This window comes from Streptomyces sp. NPDC057638 (assembly GCF_042800315.1).
In the GTDB taxonomy this organism is placed as follows: Bacteria; Actinomycetota; Actinomycetes; order Streptomycetales; family Streptomycetaceae; genus Streptomyces.
The window spans coordinates 1-17,296 of the sequence record NZ_JBHVHF010000172.1; the positions used below are offsets into that span (position 1 = coordinate 1).

12 protein-coding genes are annotated in these 17,296 nt (G+C 72.2%); 10 read left to right on the forward strand and 2 right to left on the reverse strand.

The genetic code is table 11. The annotated features are described in order from the left end of the window. Window positions 1-41: 41 nt before the first annotated feature. Entirely contained in the window at window positions 42-1,631 is a 1,590-nt protein-coding gene (locus ACFVIM_RS22070) for a ricin-type beta-trefoil lectin domain protein (RefSeq protein WP_384303794.1), read from the reverse strand. Window positions 1,632-1,784: 153 nt separating this feature from the next. On the opposite strand from ACFVIM_RS22070, the gene ACFVIM_RS22075 reads away from it, so the two are divergent. From ACFVIM_RS22075 to ACFVIM_RS22095, 5 genes are all read left to right on the forward strand, one after another. Next, window positions 1,785-3,194, forward strand: coding sequence for a class II fumarate hydratase (locus ACFVIM_RS22075; protein WP_384303797.1), 1,410 nt, complete (start codon window positions 1,785-1,787; stop codon window positions 3,192-3,194). 44 nt (window positions 3,195-3,238) lie between these two features. Continuing rightward, window positions 3,239-3,916 (forward strand): DUF402 domain-containing protein, encoded by a 678-nt coding sequence (locus ACFVIM_RS22080; RefSeq protein ID WP_384303800.1) that lies wholly within the window; start codon window positions 3,239-3,241, stop codon window positions 3,914-3,916. A gap of 448 nt (window positions 3,917-4,364) precedes the next feature. After that, window positions 4,365-6,239, forward strand: a complete 1,875-nt coding sequence (locus ACFVIM_RS22085; protein ID WP_384303803.1) for a SpoIIE family protein phosphatase — start codon at window positions 4,365-4,367, stop codon at window positions 6,237-6,239. A gap of 216 nt (window positions 6,240-6,455) precedes the next feature. Next, window positions 6,456-7,931, forward strand: a complete 1,476-nt coding sequence (locus ACFVIM_RS22090; protein ID WP_384303806.1) for a catalase — start codon at window positions 6,456-6,458, stop codon at window positions 7,929-7,931. Window positions 7,932-8,213: 282 nt separating this feature from the next. Then, window positions 8,214-9,254: a methyltransferase domain-containing protein gene (locus ACFVIM_RS22095; RefSeq protein WP_384303809.1), complete on the forward strand. Its 1,041-nt coding sequence runs from the start codon at window positions 8,214-8,216 to the stop codon at window positions 9,252-9,254. A 27-nt stretch (window positions 9,255-9,281) separates the two neighbouring features. On the opposite strand, the gene ACFVIM_RS22100 is transcribed toward ACFVIM_RS22095, so the two are convergent. After that, window positions 9,282-11,513, reverse strand: coding sequence for a transglycosylase domain-containing protein (locus ACFVIM_RS22100; RefSeq protein WP_384303811.1), 2,232 nt, complete (start codon window positions 11,511-11,513; stop codon window positions 9,282-9,284). A gap of 352 nt (window positions 11,514-11,865) precedes the next feature. Between ACFVIM_RS22100 and ACFVIM_RS22105 the strand changes: the two genes are divergently transcribed. The 5 genes from ACFVIM_RS22105 to ACFVIM_RS22125 all read left to right on the forward strand — a co-directional run bounded on the left by ACFVIM_RS22105 (window position 11,866) and on the right by ACFVIM_RS22125 (window position 17,231). Beyond that, window positions 11,866-12,792 carry an SPFH domain-containing protein gene (locus tag ACFVIM_RS22105; RefSeq protein WP_384303814.1) on the forward strand — a complete coding sequence of 309 codons (927 nt, stop codon included), beginning with the start codon at window positions 11,866-11,868 and terminating at the stop codon, window positions 12,790-12,792. Continuing rightward, the gene (locus tag ACFVIM_RS22110; RefSeq protein WP_384303817.1) at window positions 12,738-13,061 is read left to right on the forward strand and encodes a hypothetical protein; all 324 of its coding nucleotides are present in this window, start codon (window positions 12,738-12,740) and stop codon (window positions 13,059-13,061) included. Before ACFVIM_RS22105 ends, ACFVIM_RS22110 begins: the two co-directional genes overlap by 55 nt. A 301-nt stretch (window positions 13,062-13,362) precedes the next feature. Beyond that, a complete protein-coding gene (locus tag ACFVIM_RS22115; RefSeq protein WP_384303820.1) occupies window positions 13,363-13,887 on the forward strand; it encodes a PadR family transcriptional regulator in 525 nt (174 codons plus the stop codon). Further along, on the forward strand, window positions 13,884-14,570 hold the full coding sequence (locus ACFVIM_RS22120; protein WP_384303823.1) for an ABC transporter ATP-binding protein: 687 nt from the start codon (window positions 13,884-13,886) through the stop codon (window positions 14,568-14,570). The genes ACFVIM_RS22115 and ACFVIM_RS22120 overlap by 4 nt, the downstream gene beginning before the upstream one ends. Before the next feature lie 234 nt (window positions 14,571-14,804). Continuing rightward, on the forward strand, window positions 14,805-17,231 hold the full coding sequence (locus ACFVIM_RS22125; protein WP_384303826.1) for an FtsX-like permease family protein: 2,427 nt from the start codon (window positions 14,805-14,807) through the stop codon (window positions 17,229-17,231). The last annotated feature ends 65 nt before the right edge of the window (window positions 17,232-17,296 follow it).

The following is a 17,296-nucleotide window of genomic DNA, read 5'->3' on the forward strand; positions in this document are numbered from 1 at the left end:
CACCGGGGCTCCCCCCTTTCCCGATGGGCGCTCGATGGGCGCTACGCGAAGCGCTGGGCCGGGGTGCCCGCGCAGGGCTGGAGGCGCAGGGCGTCGTTCCCCGAGGACTGGGTGAGGCACAGGCTCTGGGCGTCGACCGGGCGCAGGGTGCCGGAGACCTTGACGAAGTTCTGGTTCCGGGCACCGGAGCAGTTCCACACCACGAGGGCCGCGCCCGCCGTGTAGCGCGCGCCGGGGACGTCGAGACAGCGGTCCTGGGTGAGTTCGGTGTGCAGGGAGCCCCGGTCGGGGTCGTACCACCAGCCCTGGTTGCGGCCGCCGTGGCAGTCCCAGCCGGTGACGGCCGTGCCGTTGCGCGTCACCGACGCCGAGACGTCCAGGCACTTTCCGGTGGCCTCGCTCCGCAGCGGGCGGAAGTGGTCGTCCCAGGCGCCCGCCCGCAGCACCGGGCGCCCGCTGGAGGCGACGTCGGCGCAGCTGGCCTCGCGCAGCCCCGAGCGGTGCAGCTGGGTCAGACAGGAGGCGAACGCCTCATGGCCCCGGGCGTTGGGGTGGAAGGACTGGCGCACCGAGTTGGCGTCCGGCGGGAAGTTCCCCAGGTCGATGTAGAGGCCCCGGGCCCAGGTGTTCTCCGAGCAGACCTCGTGGCCGTGGAAGAGCCGCGAGTTGTCGAGGTAGCTGGCTCCGGTGGCGCGGGCGGCGTCGCGGATGCCGCGCTGGAAGGCCGGGACGGCGGTGTTGCGGCCCCAGACGGTGTCGGAGTCATAGCCCATGCCGCCGCAGATCAGCTTGCCGGGGAAGTCGGGGTTGTCGCGGAAGTCGGGGCCGATGGGGCTGGGGTAGCCCATGACGACGAGTTTGTAGTCGCCGTCCGCGTATCCGGCGTCGCGCATCACGGTCCGCAGATCGCGGACGGTGGCCTCGACCTTGGGGCGCAGTCCGTCGACGCGGGCCTGCCAGCCGGGCGCGTACTTCGGCTCACAGGGGCCCTGGAGGGTGACGTAGCGGACCACGCAGTCGGTCATCACGGGCCCGAACTGGAGGTCGTCGTTGGCGCCCGCCACGAGCAGGACCAGCTGGATACGGGTGTTGCGGGCCTTGATGGCGAGGTTGTCGCTCTGGACCAGTTCGTCGGCGTACTGCCGGGTGCCGCCGATGCGGATGTTGCCGGTGTACGCGCCGGAACAGGAGACGTTGAAGGTGATGTCGGCGCCGATCCCGGTGCGGTGGATGGCCGCGTCCGGGGAGCGGTGGCACCAGTTGTCGGGCCCGTCGGTGCCCGGTTCGTAGGTGCCGACGCCCTCGCCGGATATCTCGCTGTCGCCGAGCGAGATCAGTCCGGTCTTGCGCTGGGCCATGGGGCGTTCGGCGGGGCTCCCGTAGAGCTTCACCGCCTCGGCCGCGCGGATCGCCTCCAGCGCGGGTGCCAGCGGTACGGAAGCGGTGCCCGGCACGGAAGCCGCACCCGGTACGGAAGCGTTCGCCGGTACGGAAGCGATGGCGCCGGCCGGGGAGGCGGCGCCCGGCCCGGCGGCCGCGCCCGGGGCGGAGAGCCCGAGCACTCCGGCGGCCAGCGCCGTCACGGCGGTGGCCGCCGCGACACGGCGCCACAGTGATCCCGTCTGTTTCATCTGCACCTCCGGTGAGAGTGGTGTTACCACCGGTATTTACTGGTCGGTAGCGCTCATGGGAATAGGCGCGACCACGGAAGTGCTCACCAGATCGCGGGACCATCGCGCGATCCGGGCCCCTCGGGCCCGATCCACCCAGGAGGTAAGGCAGCCATGGCAGCGGTGTCAGCGACGTCGGGGGACGACTACCGGATCGAACACGACTCCATGGGCGAGGTGCGGGTCCCGGCCCACGCCAAATGGCGCGCCCAGACCCAGCGGGCCGTGGAGAACTTCCCCCTCTCGGGCCAGCGCCTGGAGCGGGCCCATATCGCCGCGCTGGCCCGGATCAAGGGAGCCGCCGCCCAGGTCAACGCCGAGCTGGGCGTGCTCGACCGGGATGTGGCCGACGCCATCGCCGCCGCCGCCGAGGAGGTCGCCGAGGGCCGCTGGGACGATCACTTCCCGGTGGACGTCTTCCAGACGGGCTCCGGTACCTCTTCGAACATGAACGCCAACGAGGTGCTCGCGACCCTGGCGAGCGAGCGGCTCGGCCGCCCGGTCCACCCCAACGACCAGGTGAACGCCTCCCAGTCGTCCAACGACGTCTTCCCCTCCTCCATCCATATCGCGGCCACCGCCGCCGTCACCGGCGACCTCGTCCCGGCCCTGGAGCATCTGGCCGGGGCGCTGGAGACCAAGGCGGCCGCGTTCGCGGATGTGGTGAAGTCCGGACGTACCCATCTCATGGACGCCACCCCGGTCACCCTCGGCCAGGAGTTCGGCGGCTACGCCGCACAGGTCCGCTACGGGATCGAGCGGCTGCGGTCCGCGCTGCCGCGCCTGGCCGAACTGCCCCTCGGCGGTACGGCGGTGGGCACCGGCATCAACACTCCGCCCGGCTTCTCGGCCGCCGTCATCGCCGAGGTCGCCCGCGCGACCGGCCTGCCGCTGACCGAGGCCCGGGACCACTTCGAGGCCCAGGGCGCCCGCGACGGACTGGTGGAGACCTCCGGACAGCTGCGGACCATCGCCGTCTCCCTCACCAAGATCGCCAACGATCTGCGCTGGATGGCGTCGGGCCCCAGGACCGGGCTGGCCGAGATCAACCTCCCCGACCTCCAGCCCGGCTCCTCGATCATGCCGGGGAAGGTCAACCCCGTGATCCCCGAGGCCGTGCTGATGGTCGCCGCCCAGGTCACCGGGAACGACACCACCGTCGCCGTGGCGGGCGCGGCCGGGAACTTCGAACTGAACGTGATGCTTCCCGTGATGGCCAGGAACCTGCTGGAGTCCGTACGGCTGCTCGCCGCCGCGGCCCGGCTGCTCGCCGACCGCACGGTCGACGGGATCACCGCCAACGCCGAACGCGCCCGCGAGTACGCCGAGTCCTCCCCCTCGGTCGTCACCCCGCTCAACCGGTACATCGGGTACGAGGAGGCCGCGAAGGTCGCCAAGCGCTCGCTCGCCGAGCGCAAGACCATCCGTCAGATCGTGCTGGAGTCGGGCTATGTGGAGCGCGGCGACCTGACGCTGGAGCAACTCGACGAGGCCCTCGACGTGCTGCGGATGACGCGCCCGTGAGGCGGGTCGGTGCGCCCGTGAGCCCGTCCTCCTAAAATCTGCTCATGACAGGCACGGAACGCACCACCCGCTGGGCGCCGGGGGATCAGATCCTCTGGCGCTATCGCGACCACCGGCCGGCCCCGCCCGGGGCCGGTTTCCATATCTGCCGTCCCGTGACCGTCGTCCAGGACACCGACGAACTGCTCGCCGTATGGCTGGCGCCCGGGACGGAGTGTGTCAAGCCGGTCCTCACCGACGGCACCCCCGTCCACGAACAGCCCCTCGCCACCCGCTACACGGCGCCGCGCACCGTCGCGCGCGACCGCTGGTTCGGCACCGGCGTGCTCAAGCTGGCCCGCCCCGGCGACCCGTGGTCGGTCTGGCTCTTCTGGGAACCGGGCTGGCGGTTCAAGACCTGGTACGTCAACCTGGAGGAGCCGCGCACCCGCTGGGCGGGCGGCATCGACTCCGAGGACCACTTCCTGGACATCTCCGTCTTCCCCGACCGCAGCTGGGTCTGGCGCGACGAGGACGAGTTCGCGGCGGCCCAGCGGGCGGGACTGATGGACCCGGTCACCGTCCGCCGGGTCCGCGCGGCGGGCCGGGCCGCCGTCCGGCTCATCCAGGAGTGGGGGCCGCCGTTCTCCGAACGCTGGCAGGACTGGCGCCCCGACCCCTCCTGGCCGCTTCCCGAACTGCCCGCGGACTGGGGCCGTACGGCCGTGCGGCTCGCCTCGTGACCCCGGCCCCCCAACCCCCCAGACTCCCCGTCCCCGGCCGGCGCCACCGGACGACCTCCGACCGCCGTCGTGATCCCGTACGCGACCTCGTCCGCGACCCGAGTCGCGCGCGGCGGAGGCCGGGGTGAGTACGGTGGGTGCCGCACCCGCACGAGGACCGGCGGCGGTGGGGGAACACGCTCCGGCGCATACGTCCTCGTGAGACTCTTGATACGCCCCCTGGGGGCAAACGTAGGATCGTCGTCCACGGGCCCGCACCGCTCGGCGACCGTCCGGTAAGCATGGAGCGCAGTACAGGACCTGACCGTGAGTCACCACGAGTCACTTCTTATGGGGGTGGAGCCGTGCCGGATGCCCGCCACCCTGTCGAAGCCCCCCGCAGAGCGGGTATACCGCCTCTTGAGGCGTTCGAACCGCACACCCGGCCCAGACGGACGGAAGCCCACGCGTGACGGAGCAGCCCACCTCCCATGAAGGCCGGCAGCCCTTGGCTGCCCGGCCACAGGAACGCACCCGGCCACGGGCGGAGGCCGGATCCCCGGTCGTGCCCGGAGCCACCGTTCCCACGCCCAACGGTCCCCCGGACATGCAGGACCTCGGGACGGCCCGGCGTGAAGGTGACCGACTGCGCTTCGTGGGGGCGGCCACGCGGCGCATCGCCCGCGGCATAGACCTCGACGAGATCGTGCTGGGGCTCTGCCGGGCGACCGTTCCCACCTTCTCCGACGCGATCCTGGTCTATCTGCGCGACCCGCTCCCGGTCGGCGACGAGCGGCCGGTGGCGCCCTTCGTGTTGCGGCTGCGCCGCACGGACCGGCTGCGTTTAGCGGATGAGAGCCTCGACGTCACCGGATTCGGCGCCGCGGCACCCATGCCCGTCATCGACCCCCACAACGATCTGACCCCCGCCGCCGAACTGTGCGAGGTGCGGTCCGGGGGCGCGCTGTCGGAGGTGCTGCGCGGGGTGCGGCCGGTCTTCGGCGACTCCGCGGCGGCCCGTGCCGCCCTGCCGGAGCTGCTGGGGGCCGACCGGACCGTGCCCAGCGGCCACCGGGCGATCCTGGCACCGCTGCGCGGACGGCGGCGGGTGATCGGCGCCGCCGTCTTCCTGCGACGGCCCGACCGGCCCGCCTTCGAGCCCAACGACCTGCTGGTCGCGGCCCAGCTCGCCACCCATACGGCGCTCGGCATCGACAAGGCGGTGCTCTACGGCCGCGAGGCGTATATCGCCGACGAGCTCCAGCGCACCATGCTGCCGGACTCGCTGCCCCAGCCCACCGGGGTGCGGCTGGCCTCGCGCTATCTGCCCGCCGCCGAGACCGCCCGGGTCGGCGGCGACTGGTACGACGCGATCCCGCTGCCCGGCAGCCGGGTGGCGCTGGTCGTCGGCGATGTCATGGGGCACTCGATGACCTCGGCGGCGATCATGGGCCAGCTCAGGACCACCGCCCAGACACTGGCCGGGCTCGATCTGCCCCCGCAGGAGGTGCTGCACCATCTGGACGAACAGGCCCAGCGGCTCGGCACCGACCGCATGGCGACCTGCATGTACGCGGTGTACGACCCGGTCTCGCACCGGATCACCATCGCCAACGCGGGCCATCCGCCGCCGGTCCTGCTCCATCTCGGCGGACGGGCCGAGGTGCTGCGGGTCCCCTCCGGGGCGCCCATCGGCGTCGGCGGGGTGGACTTCGAGGCCGTGGAGCTGGACGCCCCCGCCGGGGCGACCCTGCTGCTGTACACGGACGGGCTGGTGGAGTCCCGGCTGCGGGACGTGTGGACCGGTATCGAGCAGCTGCGGGAGCGGCTGGCCGCCACCGCCCAGCTCACCGGCCGGGACCACGCGCCCCCGCTGGAGGCGCTCTGCGACGACATCCTGGACATGCTCGGCCCGGGCGACCGGGACGACGACATCGCGCTGCTGGCGGCCCGCTTCGACGGGATCGCCCCCAGTGACGTCGCGTACTGGTTCCTGGAGCCGGAGGACGCGGCCCCCGGCCGGGCCCGTCGGCTCGCCCGCAGGGCGCTGGGCCGCTGGGGTCTGGAGGAGCTGAGCGACGCGGTGGAACTGCTGGTCAGCGAGGTGGTCACCAACGCGGTGCGCTACGCCGAGCGACCGGTGACCCTGCGGCTGCTCCGTACCGACGTGCTGCGCTGCGAGGTCGGCGACGACTCCCCGCAGCTGCCGCGCCAGCGCCGGGCCCGGGACACCGACGAGGGTGGCCGGGGTCTGTTCCTGGTCAACCGGCTGGCCCGGCGCTGGGGTGCCACCCGGCTCTCCAGCGGCAAGGTGGTCTGGTTCGAGCTGCCGACCCGCGTGTAGCCACCCTGGCGAGGGGCTGGCCCGGTTCCGTCCGTGTGACGGGAGCGGGCCGGCCCCTTGTCGCGTCCGTGGGGGGCGTGGGGCACCGTTGTTCGCCCGTACCGTTTCGTACAGGTCATACGGCGTAGTACGGACGAGTACGGCGAAATGTTGCCGACGGCGTGTCGGCGGGTTTGACTGGGGAACACGGCCGAGGCGACCACACCCTCATCCCCCATGGACGGGAGGACGCTCGTGTCCGAGTCACCCCCCACCTACACGACCAACAACGCCGGGATCCCGGTGGAGAGCGACGAACACTCGCTCACCGTCAGCCCCGACGGTCCCATCCTGCTCCACGACCACTATGTGATCGAGAAGATGGCCCAGTTCAACCGGGAACGGGTCCCCGAGCGGGTGGTGCACGCCAAGGGCGCGGGCGCCTACGGCTTCTTCGAGGTCACCAACGACGTCAGCCAGTACACCAAGGCCGACCTCTTCCAGCGCGGCAAGCGGACGGACCTGCTGGCCCGCTTCTCCACGGTCGCCGGGGAGCAGGGCTCGCCGGACACCTGGCGCGACCCGCGCGGATTCGCGCTGAAGTTCTACACCGAGCACGGCAACTACGACATGGTCGGCAACAACACGCCGATCTTCTTCGTCCGCGACCCGCAGAAGTTCCAGGACTTCATCCACTCGCAGAAGCGCCATCCCGCCACCGGGCTGCGGAACAACGAGATGCAGTGGGACTTCTGGACGCTCTCGCCGGAGACGGCCCACCAGGTCACCTGGCTGATGGGCGACCGGGGGATCCCCAAGGCCTACCGCTTTATGAACGGCTACAGCTCCCACACGTATATGTGGGTCAACGGGGGCGGGGAGCGGTTCTGGGTCAAGTACCACTTCAAGACCGACCAGGGCGTCGACTTCCTCACCCAGGCCGAGGCGGACGAACTGGCCGGGCACGACGGGGACCGGCACCGCCGGGACCTCTACGAGGCGATCGAGTCCGGCGACGCGCCGAGCTGGAGCCTGAAGGTCCAGGTCATGCCGTTCGACGACGCGCCGGACTACCGGTTCAACCCGTTCGACCTGACCAAGGTCTGGCCGCACGGCGACTACCCGCTGATCGACGTCGGACGGATGACGCTCAACAAGAACCCCGAGGACTACTTCGTCCATATCGAGCAGGCGGCCTTCGAACCGTCGAACCTCGTGCCGGGCATCGGGCCGTCCCCGGACAAGATGCTGCTCGGACGGCTCTTCTCCTACCCGGACACCCATCGCTACCGGATCGGCCCCAACTACAACCAGCTCCCGCCGAACCGGCCGCGCTCCGGAGTCAACTCGTACGCCAAGGACGGCCCGATGCGCTACGAGCCGTCGAACGCGTCCATGCCGTACGCGCCGAACTCCTTCGGCGGGCCCGCCGCCGACGTGGGCCGCTTCGGCCAGCCGGCCGGGTGGGCCAGCGCGGGCGAGATGGTGCGCGCCGCGTACACCCTGCACCGGGAGGACGACGACTGGGGGCAGGCGGGCACCCTGGTCCGCCAGGTCATGGACGACGCGGCACGGGACCGGCTGGTCTCGAATGTGTCGGGGCATCTGCTCCAGGGTGTCTCCCGGCCGATCCTGGACCGGGCGATCCAGTACTGGCGCAATATCGACAAGAAGGTGGGCGACCGGATCGCGGCGGAGGTGAACGGCGCCTGACACTGCCATGGTCCGCCCGGTCGGCCCCTTGGACGTGTGTGGTGCGTCCAGGGGGCCGACCGCTGTGCGGAGCGGATGGGCCGCGTGGGTTCACCCGCCGGTTGACCGCATCCGCTGGCAGCATCCGCTGGCCGCGTCGGTCGACCGCGGCAGGGGCAGGGGCTGACGGAGTGACTGGCGGAGTGGCCGAAAACTACTTCGCGGCGCGTAGTACGCGCCGCGTAGCATGAGGCGGGTTCCGCGCCCGACGACCGACCGGGCGACGCACCAAGGAGAGCCCTCATGCGCACCCATGACGCCCAGATGCTCGTCCTGTCCGCCCTCGCCGACGGCCCCCTGCACGGCTACGCCGTCAACGCGGCCATCGAGAAGCTCTCCGGCGCGAAACTCGGCCCCGGCAGCCTCTATGGCGCACTCGCCCGGCTGGAGGCCAAACACCTGGTCGAACCGCTCGAAGGCACCGGACGCCAGCGGCCCGTACGGCTCACCACCGAGGGACGGGCCCTGCTGGAACGCGAGGCCCGGTCCATGGCCCGCGTCGCCGAGCGCGTCTTCGAGACCGCCGCCCCCGACGAGACCGCCTACCTCGACCGGGCCGCGGCCTCCGACGCCGGGCGCGCCTACAAGTCCGTGCTGGCCACCCTCCTCGGCGCCCGCGCCGGACAGACCGCGCTCGACCTGGGCTGCGGCCCCGGCACCGATCTCGCGACCCTCGCCGAGGCGGTCGGCGACACCGGCTCGGTCATCGGGATCGACCTCAGTGAGGAGATGGTCGAACGGGCCCGCGCCCGCACCGGAGGGCTCCCCCGGGTCGAGGTACGCAACGGGGACCTCCACGCGCTGCCGCTGCCCGACGCCAGCGCCGACCTGGCCCGGACCGACCGGGTGCTCCAGCATGTGACCGACCCGGCCGTCGCGCTCGCCGAGGCCCGGCGGGTACTGCGGCCGGGCGGGCGGCTCGTCATGGGCGAACCCGACTGGGACTCACTCGCCATCGACCACCCCGACCTCGGGCTCTCCCGTGCCTACACCCGGCACATCACCGACCGGATCATCCGCAACGGCGTCATCGGGCGGCAGCTGCCGAGGCTGGCGCGGGAGGCGGGGTTCCGGGTGCCGGAGGTGATACCGGTGACGTCGGTCTTCCGTGAGGTGGGGGAGGCGGACCGGACGCTGGGGCTCCAACGGAACACGGAGCGGGCGGTGGCGGCGGGGTACTTCCCCGCCGAGGCGGTCGACCGCTGGCTGGACCACCTGTCCTCCGGCCCGTTCCTGGCGACCCTCACCCTCTACCTGGTCGTAGCCGAAGCCCCCTCCCCGTGAGCCCCCACGCGCGGATTGAGCGGCTGGCTAGGTGCGGTCGCGGTCGCCGGGGCGGCGGGATTCGGAGGCGGAGGGGTCCGGGGACGCGGAGTCCGACGGCCGGCCGGTGGAACTCTCGCTCGGCGACGGCGACGGCGACTCCTCCTCGGACCGCGACGGGGACGGTGAGGGCTCCCGTGACGGCTTCCGCGAGGGCTCCCGCGACTCGGACTCGCTCGGCGAGGGGCTCGCGCTCTCCGACTCGGACGCGGACGGCTCGGGCTCGGGCCGCGCGGGTTCCTTGACCTCCAGGTCGAAGCGGGCCGCCTCCTCCTTGCCGTTGAGCGCCTTGGAGGTGTAGGAGCGCCAGATCCGCGCGGGCACGCCGCCACCGTTGGCCCGGCCCTGGTTGATGGTGTCGGTGAGGGTGACCTGCCCGGTCCCATCGGCCTTCTCGCCGAAGAGGGCGACGGCGGTGACGAGTTCGGGGGTGTAGCCGACGAACCACGCCGAGCGGTTGTTCTCGGAGGTGCCGGTCTTCCCCGCCGCCTGGTAGTTCCCTCCGGCCCGGCGCCCGGAGCCCTCCTCCACGACGCCGCGCATGGCGGCGGTGACGGTGTCGGCGGCCTCACGGCTGACGGCCCGGTCCCCGTGGCCGGCGCGCTTGAGTTCGGCGGTGCGCAGCCGGTGTTCGGCGGACTTCACGATGGTGGGGACGACCCGCTTGCCGTGGTTGTCGAGGGTGGCGTAGGCACCGGCCATGTCCCAGGTGGAGGCGCCCATGGTGCCCAGCGACATCGCGGGGTGCCGCTTGTCCCAGCCGGGCACGTCGGCCATGCCGAGGGCGACCGCGGTCTCCTTGGTCTTCTCGGGGCCGACGTCCACGATCATCTGCGCGTAGACGGAGTTGACCGAGCTGTTGGTGGCCTTCTGGACGCTGATCCGGGGGCCGTAGTCCCGGTCGTCCTCGTTCTGCGGGTTGAAGGGGATGTCGCTGCCGACGACGGGACGCTTGCTGGTGCCGTCGTAGCGGGTGTTCAGCCCGATCGGCACGCCGTCCTGGGTGGTGGACTCGTTCTCCAGCGCGGAGGCGAGCACGATGGGCTTGAAGGTGGAGGCGGGCTGGTAGTCGCGCCGGGTGGCGTTGGAGAGCCAGTGCTCGGTGGCGCCGACGCCTCCGTACAGGGCGACGACGGCCCCGGTGTCGGGGTCGACGGAGGTGGCGCCGGCCTGGACGGTGGCGTCCTTCTTGTCGCCCTTGCGGTCGAGCTGGTTCTCCAGCTGGCGGTCGACGGCGGACTCCAGGGCCCGCTGGCGCTCGCGGTCGACGTTGAGGGTGATGGTCCAGCCGCCGGCCTCGATGTCCTTCTCGCTGACTCCGGCCCGCGCCAGTTCGGCGTTGGCGGCCTCGACCAGATAGCCGGTCTGTCCTTCCATGCCGGGGGCGGGCCGGGGCGCCTTGGGCACGGGGAAGGTGAGTCCCTGGCGCAGGGGGGAGGAGAGCCAGCCCTCTTCGACCATGTTGTCCAGGACGTAGTTCCAGCGCTGCTGGGCCAGCTTCTTGCCGGTGGCGGTGGCTATCGCCCAGTCGTACTGGTTGGGCGCCTGGAGCAGCGCGGCGAGGTAGGCGCCCTGGGCGACGGTCAGGCGCTCGGCGTCGACGCCGTAGTAGGCCTGGGCGGCGGCCTGGATGCCGTAGGCGCCCCGGCCGTAGTAGCTGGTGTTGATGTATCCGGCGAGGATGTCGTCCTTGCTGTGTTCCTGGTCGACCTTGAGCGAGATCACCAGTTCCTGGAGCTTGCGGCTGACCGTCTGCTCCTGGCTGAGGTAGTAGTTCTTGACGTACTGCTGGGTGATGGTGGAGCCGCCCTGCTTGCCCTTGCCGGTGAGGGTGTTGAGGATGCCCCGGGCGGTGCCCTTCAGATCGATGCCGGAGTCCTGGTAGAAGGACTTGTTCTCGGCCGCGACGAAGGTGTAGCGCACATCGTGCGGGATCTTGTCGAGCGGGAGGATCTCCCGGTTGACCGTGCCGGTACGGGCGAGGATGGTGCCGTCGCTGTACTTGTAGACGTTGCTCTGGAGCTCGGCCTCGGCGTTGGCCTTGGGCACGGGGACCATCAGATAGAGCACGAAGAACGCGCCCATCCCGAGCAGACAGAGCCCGAGGAAGGTGCCGAGCATCTTCTTCCAGGTGAAGAAGCGCCGTATGCCCTTGCGCTCGCCCTTCTTGGACGTGCGCGCCTCACGCTCCCGCGCCCGTCGCGCCTCCGCTCGGCCCATCGCTCGTCCGCTCCGCTCGTCGATTCCGGTTCCCTCGCCGGGACGTCCGCGCCGTGACGCCCGCTCTCCCGCGTCCTCGCGGTACGGCCCGCCGCCGGTGCCCCGTACGTCCCGTACGGGGAAAACAGCTCAGAAAACTAACACCGCTCGCTGTGACAAAGGTTCACCGATCTGGACTTTCCGGACGTGACAATGAGCACCCCGCCCGCAGGAACCGACTCCCGAGAGGTGCACAAGGTTGCGAAGGGCGATAATGTGTAATCACATTGCTAGCCGATAGCTAGCAATCCTCCGGGCCCTCCCCACGGCGGGTCCGGCGCACCGAGCCACCAGAACCAGCGGGGGGGAACCCATGTCCAAGGACACCGTCGAATCCGTTCCAGCCATGCCCGAGCCCGAGGTCCGCGAGTTCGCCGCGCGCAGCGTCGGCGGCGGGCTCGCCCTCACCCTCGGTCTGCTCGGCTGCGCGGCGGGGCTCGCGCTGATCATCGGCGGCGCGATCCTCGTCGACGGCGGGCTGAAGCTGGTCCCGATCATCGGCGGCTCGCTGCTGCTCGCCGCCGCCATCACCGCCATGGGCGGACTGAACATGGTGGCCCCCGGTGAGGCCCGGGTGGTCCAGCTCTTCGGCCGCTACCGGGGCACCGTCCGCACCGACGGTCTGCGCTGGGTCAACCCGTTCACCTCCCGCGAGCCCATCTCCACCCGGGTGCGCAACCACGAGACCGCCGTCCTGAAGGTCAACGACGCCTACGGCAACCCGATCGAGCTGGCCGCCGTCGTCGTCTGGAAGGTCCAGGACACCGCGCAGGCCATGTTCGAGGTGGACGACTTCATCGAGTTCGTCTCCACCCAGACCGAGGCCGCCGTCCGCCACATCGCGATCGAGTACCCCTACGACGCCCATGACGAGAACGGCCTCTCGCTGCGCGGCGACGCCGAGGAGATCACCGAGAAGCTCGCCGCCGAGCTGCGGATCCGGGTCCGCGCGGCGGGCGTCCACATCATCGAGTCCCGCTTCACCCACCTCGCCTACGCCCCGGAGATCGCCTCCGCGATGCTCCAGCGCCAGCAGGCGGGCGCGGTCGTGGCCGCACGGCGGCTGATCGTCGACGGCGCGGTGGGTATGGTCGAGGAAGCCGTGTCCCGGATCACCGAACGGGACATCGTGGAGCTGGACACCGAGCGGAAGGCGGCGATGGTCTCCAATCTGATGGTGGTCCTGTGCGGGGACCGCTCGGCCCAGCCGGTGCTCAACACGGGCTCGCTCTACCAGTGAGCCCCTCGCCGGAGCGCAAACAGGTTCTGCTGCGCCTGGACCCCGTGGTCTATGAGGCGCTGGCGCGCTGGGCCTCGGACGAGTTGCGCAGCGCCAACGCGCAGATCGAGTTTCTGCTGCGGCGAGCCCTCGGGGACGCGGGTCGGCTGCCCGGCGGGGTGGCGCCGATCCCCAAGCGGGGCCGTCCGCCCAAACCGGACGGTCCGCCCGAGCGACCGGCCGATCCGGGCGAGCGACCGGCCGATCCGGGCAACCGGCCGACTGACTGACCGACTGACTGACCGGCTGGCTGACTGATACGCCCGGCCGACCGGGGCGTCCCGTCCGAGGGGCGCCCCGCCGTCGTTCCCGGCCGACGCGGTGCGGCGCCTCGCTGGTCGCGGTCCGCGCGGAAGGCGCCGCGTGACCGCACGAGGGCCACCCGGCGCCGCCCGCCGTACCGGATCGGGCACCCCCTTCTCGTACGAAGCCCGCGCACAGCCCCGTACGGAACCGCCCGGCCCGCGCGTCGCGCGGCCCGCACCGCCTCCCCGTCACCGTGATCTATACACACCCCGTACAGTGCGGGGCATGTCCATCGGTCACACGCTCCTCGGTCTGCTCGAAGCAGGCCCCCGCCACGGCTACGACCTCAAGCGCGCCTTCGACGAGAAGTTCGGACACGACCGACCGCTCCACTACGGCCAGGTCTACTCGACCATGTCGCGGCTGCTGAAGAACGGTCTCGTCGAGGTCGATGGCGTCGAGGCGGGCGGCGGACCCGAGCGCAAGCGGTACGCGATCACCGAGGCCGGGATCACCGATGTGGCGGACTGGCTGACCCAGCCGGAGAAGCCGGAGCCCTACCTCCAGTCCGTCCTCTACACCAAGGTCATCATCGCCCTTCTCACCGGCCGGGGCGCCGCCGAACTGCTGGACACCCAGCGCCGGGAGCACCTGCGGATGATGCGCATCCTGACCGACCGCAAGCGCGGCGGTGACCTCGCCGACCAGCTCATCTGCGATCACGCCCTCTTCCATCTGGAGGCCGATCTGCGCTGGCTCGAACTGACGTCGGCGCGGCTGGAGCGGCTGAAGACGGAGATCGGCGCATGATCCCGGCCGGTTCGCTGCTCTTCGCGGAGGAGCTGCGCAAGACATACGGACGGACCGTCGCGCTGGACGGCGCCGGTTTCTCCATCCACCCCGGCGAGGTCGTCGCCGTGCTCGGGCCCTCGGGCTCGGGCAAGTCGACCCTGCTGCACTGCCTGGCGGGGATCGTCCGCCCCGACGGCGGCCGGGTGGTCTACGCGGGACGCGATCTGACCGCGCTGACGGACGGGGAGCGCAGCGCGCTGCGGCGGACCGAGTTCGGCTTCGTCTTCCAGTTCGGCCAGCTGGTGCCGGAGCTCACCTGCGTCGAGAACGTGGCCCTGCCGCTACGGCTCGCCGGGGTGCGCCGCCGGGAGGCCGAACGCGTGGCGGGCGAGTGGCTGGAGCGGCTGGAGGTCGAGGACGTGGGCGGGCAGCGGCCCGGCGAGGTCTCCGGTGGCCAGGGCCAGCGGGTGGCCGTCGCCCGTTCGCTGGTCACCTCGCCCAAGGTGGTCTTCGCGGACGAGCCGACGGGAGCGCTGGACTCCTTCAGCGGTGAGCGGGTGATGCAGTTGCTGACCGATTCGGCGCGGCAGGCGAACACGGCGGTGGTGCTGGTGACGCACGAGGCACGGGTGGCGGCCTACTCGGACCGCGAGATCGTGGTCCGCGACGGACGCGCCCGCGACCCGGACCACGCCCTGTGAGACCCAGGCCCCGCGCCACCCCGCGGCCCGGACCACGCCCGGTGAAACCCAGGCTCCCCGCCACCCCGCGGCCCGGACCACGCCCGGTGAGAACCCTGCCCCGCCACCCCGGCGACACGCTGTGAGACCCAGGCCGACCGCCACCTCACGACCCCGTCCCCGCGCCCCCCATGCACCCCGACCGCACCCTGCGGAACCCCGGCCCCGCGCCACCCCCGACACCACCCCCTCCGGATGACCCAGCTTCACGAACGCCACTCCCCCACCGCGCCCCCCGTCCCCGCCCGGCGCGGCGCGCTCCGCTCCCTCCCCCATGACCTCGGCCTCGGCATCCGCTTCGCGGTGCGCGGCGGCCGGGAGGGCTGGATCCGCACCCTGCTGACCGCGCTCGGCATCGGTCTGGGGGTGGCGCTGCTGCTGGTCGCCTCCTCGGTGCCCCGGATCATGGTCAGCCAGCAGGAGCGCGATGACGCCCGCACCCCCACCGCCCATCTCCGGGGCGGGACGACGGCGCCCACCGCGACCTCGGTGCTGTGGGCCGACGCCTCCACCGAGTACCGCGACGAGACCATCAGCGGCTCCCTGCTCCGCCCCGACGGCGCGCGCCCCGCGCTGCCTCCCGGTCTCGACCGGCTGCCCGGACCCGGTGAGATGGCCGTCTCCCCCGCTCTCGCCGCATTGCTGGACTCCCCCGGGGGCGCGCCGCTCGCCGAACGGCTCGGCCACCGGGTGGTGGCCACCATCGGTGCGGATGGACTGCTCGACCCCGGCGAGTACCGCTTCTACGCGGGCAGCGACACCCTGACGGAGAGCGGCCCCGCCATCCGTACCGACGGCTTCGGCGGGCGCGACTTCGTCCATGGCGGGCTCGACCCGATCCTCGGGGTGCTCGCCGCCCTGATCGTGGTGGTGCTGCTGATCCCGGTGGTGGTCTTCATCGCCACCGCCTTCCGCTTCGGCGGGGAGCGCCGGGACCAGCGGCTGGCGGCGCTGCGGCTGGTGGGCGCGGACGCCCGCACCACCCGGCGGATCGCGGTGGGCGAGTCCCTGACCGGCGCGGTGCTGGGGCTGGCGACGGGGGCCGTGATCTTCGCCGCCGCCCGGCCGTTCGCCGGTTCGGTACGGCTGTGGGGGCTGAGCGCCTACGCGTACGACGTGGTACCGCTGCCCGGGCTCGCCGTCCTGATCGTGGCCGGGGTGCTGCTGGCCGCCGTGGTGGTCACGCTGGTGGCGCTGCGTTCGGTGGTGGTCGAGCCGCTCGGGGTGGTCCGCTCGACCGCGCCCCGGCGCCGTCGGCTGTGGTGGCGGCTGGCGCTGCCCGCCGCCGGGGTGGCGCTCGTCCTGGGCGCCGAGTTCACCGCCCGCGATGTCCACCCGGAGACGGTCTATCCGGTGCCGGTGACGGTGGGGTCGGTGCTGGTGCTGCTCGGGGTGGCCGCGCTGCTGCCCTGGCTGCTGGGCTCGGTGGTGGCCCGGCTGCGGCCGGGTGGACCGGTCTCCTGGCAGCTCGCGGTGCGCGGACTCCAGCTCCGGGGGGACGCGGAGAGCCGCGCGGTGAGCGGGATCATGGTCGCCGTGTCGGGCGCCATCGCGCTCCAGATGGTCTTCGCCGGGATGCTGGCGGACTTCCAGCGGACGACGGGGAGCGCCCCGAGCGCCGACCGGTTCGAGCTGTCCGTCCCACGGCCGAGCCAGGAACTGGCCGCCCGGATGGCGGCGGAGGTGGCGCCGACCGAGGGGGTGCGCCGGGTGACGGTCTCCATCAGCGGCTCCGCCTACTGGCCGGAGGCGACCCAGGGTCCGGAGAGTCTCTGGCCGGGGGTGACCCTGACCGTCGCCGACTGCGCCGGGCTGCGGAAGCTGGCCAGGCTGCCCTCGTGCGCGGACGGCGACGCGTTCGTGGCGCTCAACCCCGAGTACCCCGGGGCGCATGAGCACATCAAGCGGTCGGCGCCCCCGGGTGCGCGGCTGGTCCTGGCCGACTCCGACGGGCCCGCGCGCTCCGACGCCCCGCGCTGGACCCTGCCGAAGGACAGCCGGACCGTGTTCAACCACAGCGGCCGGGGCCTCTGGCGCCATGACGGCGTCCTCGTCACGCCCGGCGCCCTCGGCACGATCGACCCGGACACCCTGCCGAACGCCAGTACCGAGGCGATGATCGAGGTCACCGACGCCTCGGCCCGGATCAGCGACGCGATCCGGGACACCGCCGCCAGGATCGATCCGTCGATCCAGGTCAGCACGCCCCGGATGCCCGAGCGGGACCAGAAGTACGCCAGCATGCAGACCGGTCTGCTGGCGGGCGCCACCGCCACCCTCGGGCTGATCGCGGCCTCGATGGTCATCTCCCAGACCGAACGGCTGCGGGAGCGGCGACGGCTGCTGGCGGCCCTCTCCGCCTTCGGCGCCCGGCGGGCCACCCTGGTCCGCGCCGTGCTCTGGCAGACCGCGCTGCCGGTGCTGCTCGGCACGGCGGTGGCGGTGGCGGGCGGACTGGCGCTGGGCGCCTCGCTGCTCGCCCTGATCAACAAGGAGGTCGCCGACTGGTGGCTCTTCCTGCCGGTCGCGGGGGTGGGCGCCTCGCTGTTCCTGCTGGTCACGGCGGGAACCCTGCCGTTCCTCTGGCGCATGGTCCGCCCCGACGGCCTCCGCACCGAGTGACGGCCCCGCCCCCGATTCCGTACCCCGTTTCCGTACGGAATCGGGGTACGGAATCGGGGTACGGA

Bases quoted from the DNA above. Each gene is read 5' to 3' on its own strand.
- ACFVIM_RS22070 (WP_384303794.1), bottom strand. From the start codon at position 1,631: ATGAAACAGACGGGATCACTGTGGCGCCGTGTCGCGGCGGCCACCGCC.
- ACFVIM_RS22075 (WP_384303797.1), top strand. From the start codon at position 1,785: ATGGCAGCGGTGTCAGCGACGTCGGGGGACGACTACCGGATCGAACAC.
- ACFVIM_RS22080 (WP_384303800.1), top strand. From the start codon at position 3,239: ATGACAGGCACGGAACGCACCACCCGCTGGGCGCCGGGGGATCAGATC.
- ACFVIM_RS22090 (WP_384303806.1), top strand. From the start codon at position 6,456: ATGGACGGGAGGACGCTCGTGTCCGAGTCACCCCCCACCTACACGACC.
- ACFVIM_RS22095 (WP_384303809.1), top strand. From the start codon at position 8,214: ATGCGCACCCATGACGCCCAGATGCTCGTCCTGTCCGCCCTCGCCGAC.
- ACFVIM_RS22100 (WP_384303811.1), bottom strand. From the start codon at position 11,513: ATGGGCCGAGCGGAGGCGCGACGGGCGCGGGAGCGTGAGGCGCGCACG.
- ACFVIM_RS22105 (WP_384303814.1), top strand. From the start codon at position 11,866: ATGTCCAAGGACACCGTCGAATCCGTTCCAGCCATGCCCGAGCCCGAG.
- ACFVIM_RS22115 (WP_384303820.1), top strand. From the start codon at position 13,363: ATGTCCATCGGTCACACGCTCCTCGGTCTGCTCGAAGCAGGCCCCCGC.
- ACFVIM_RS22120 (WP_384303823.1), top strand. From the start codon at position 13,884: ATGATCCCGGCCGGTTCGCTGCTCTTCGCGGAGGAGCTGCGCAAGACA.
- ACFVIM_RS22125 (WP_384303826.1), top strand. From the start codon at position 14,805: ATGACCCAGCTTCACGAACGCCACTCCCCCACCGCGCCCCCCGTCCCC.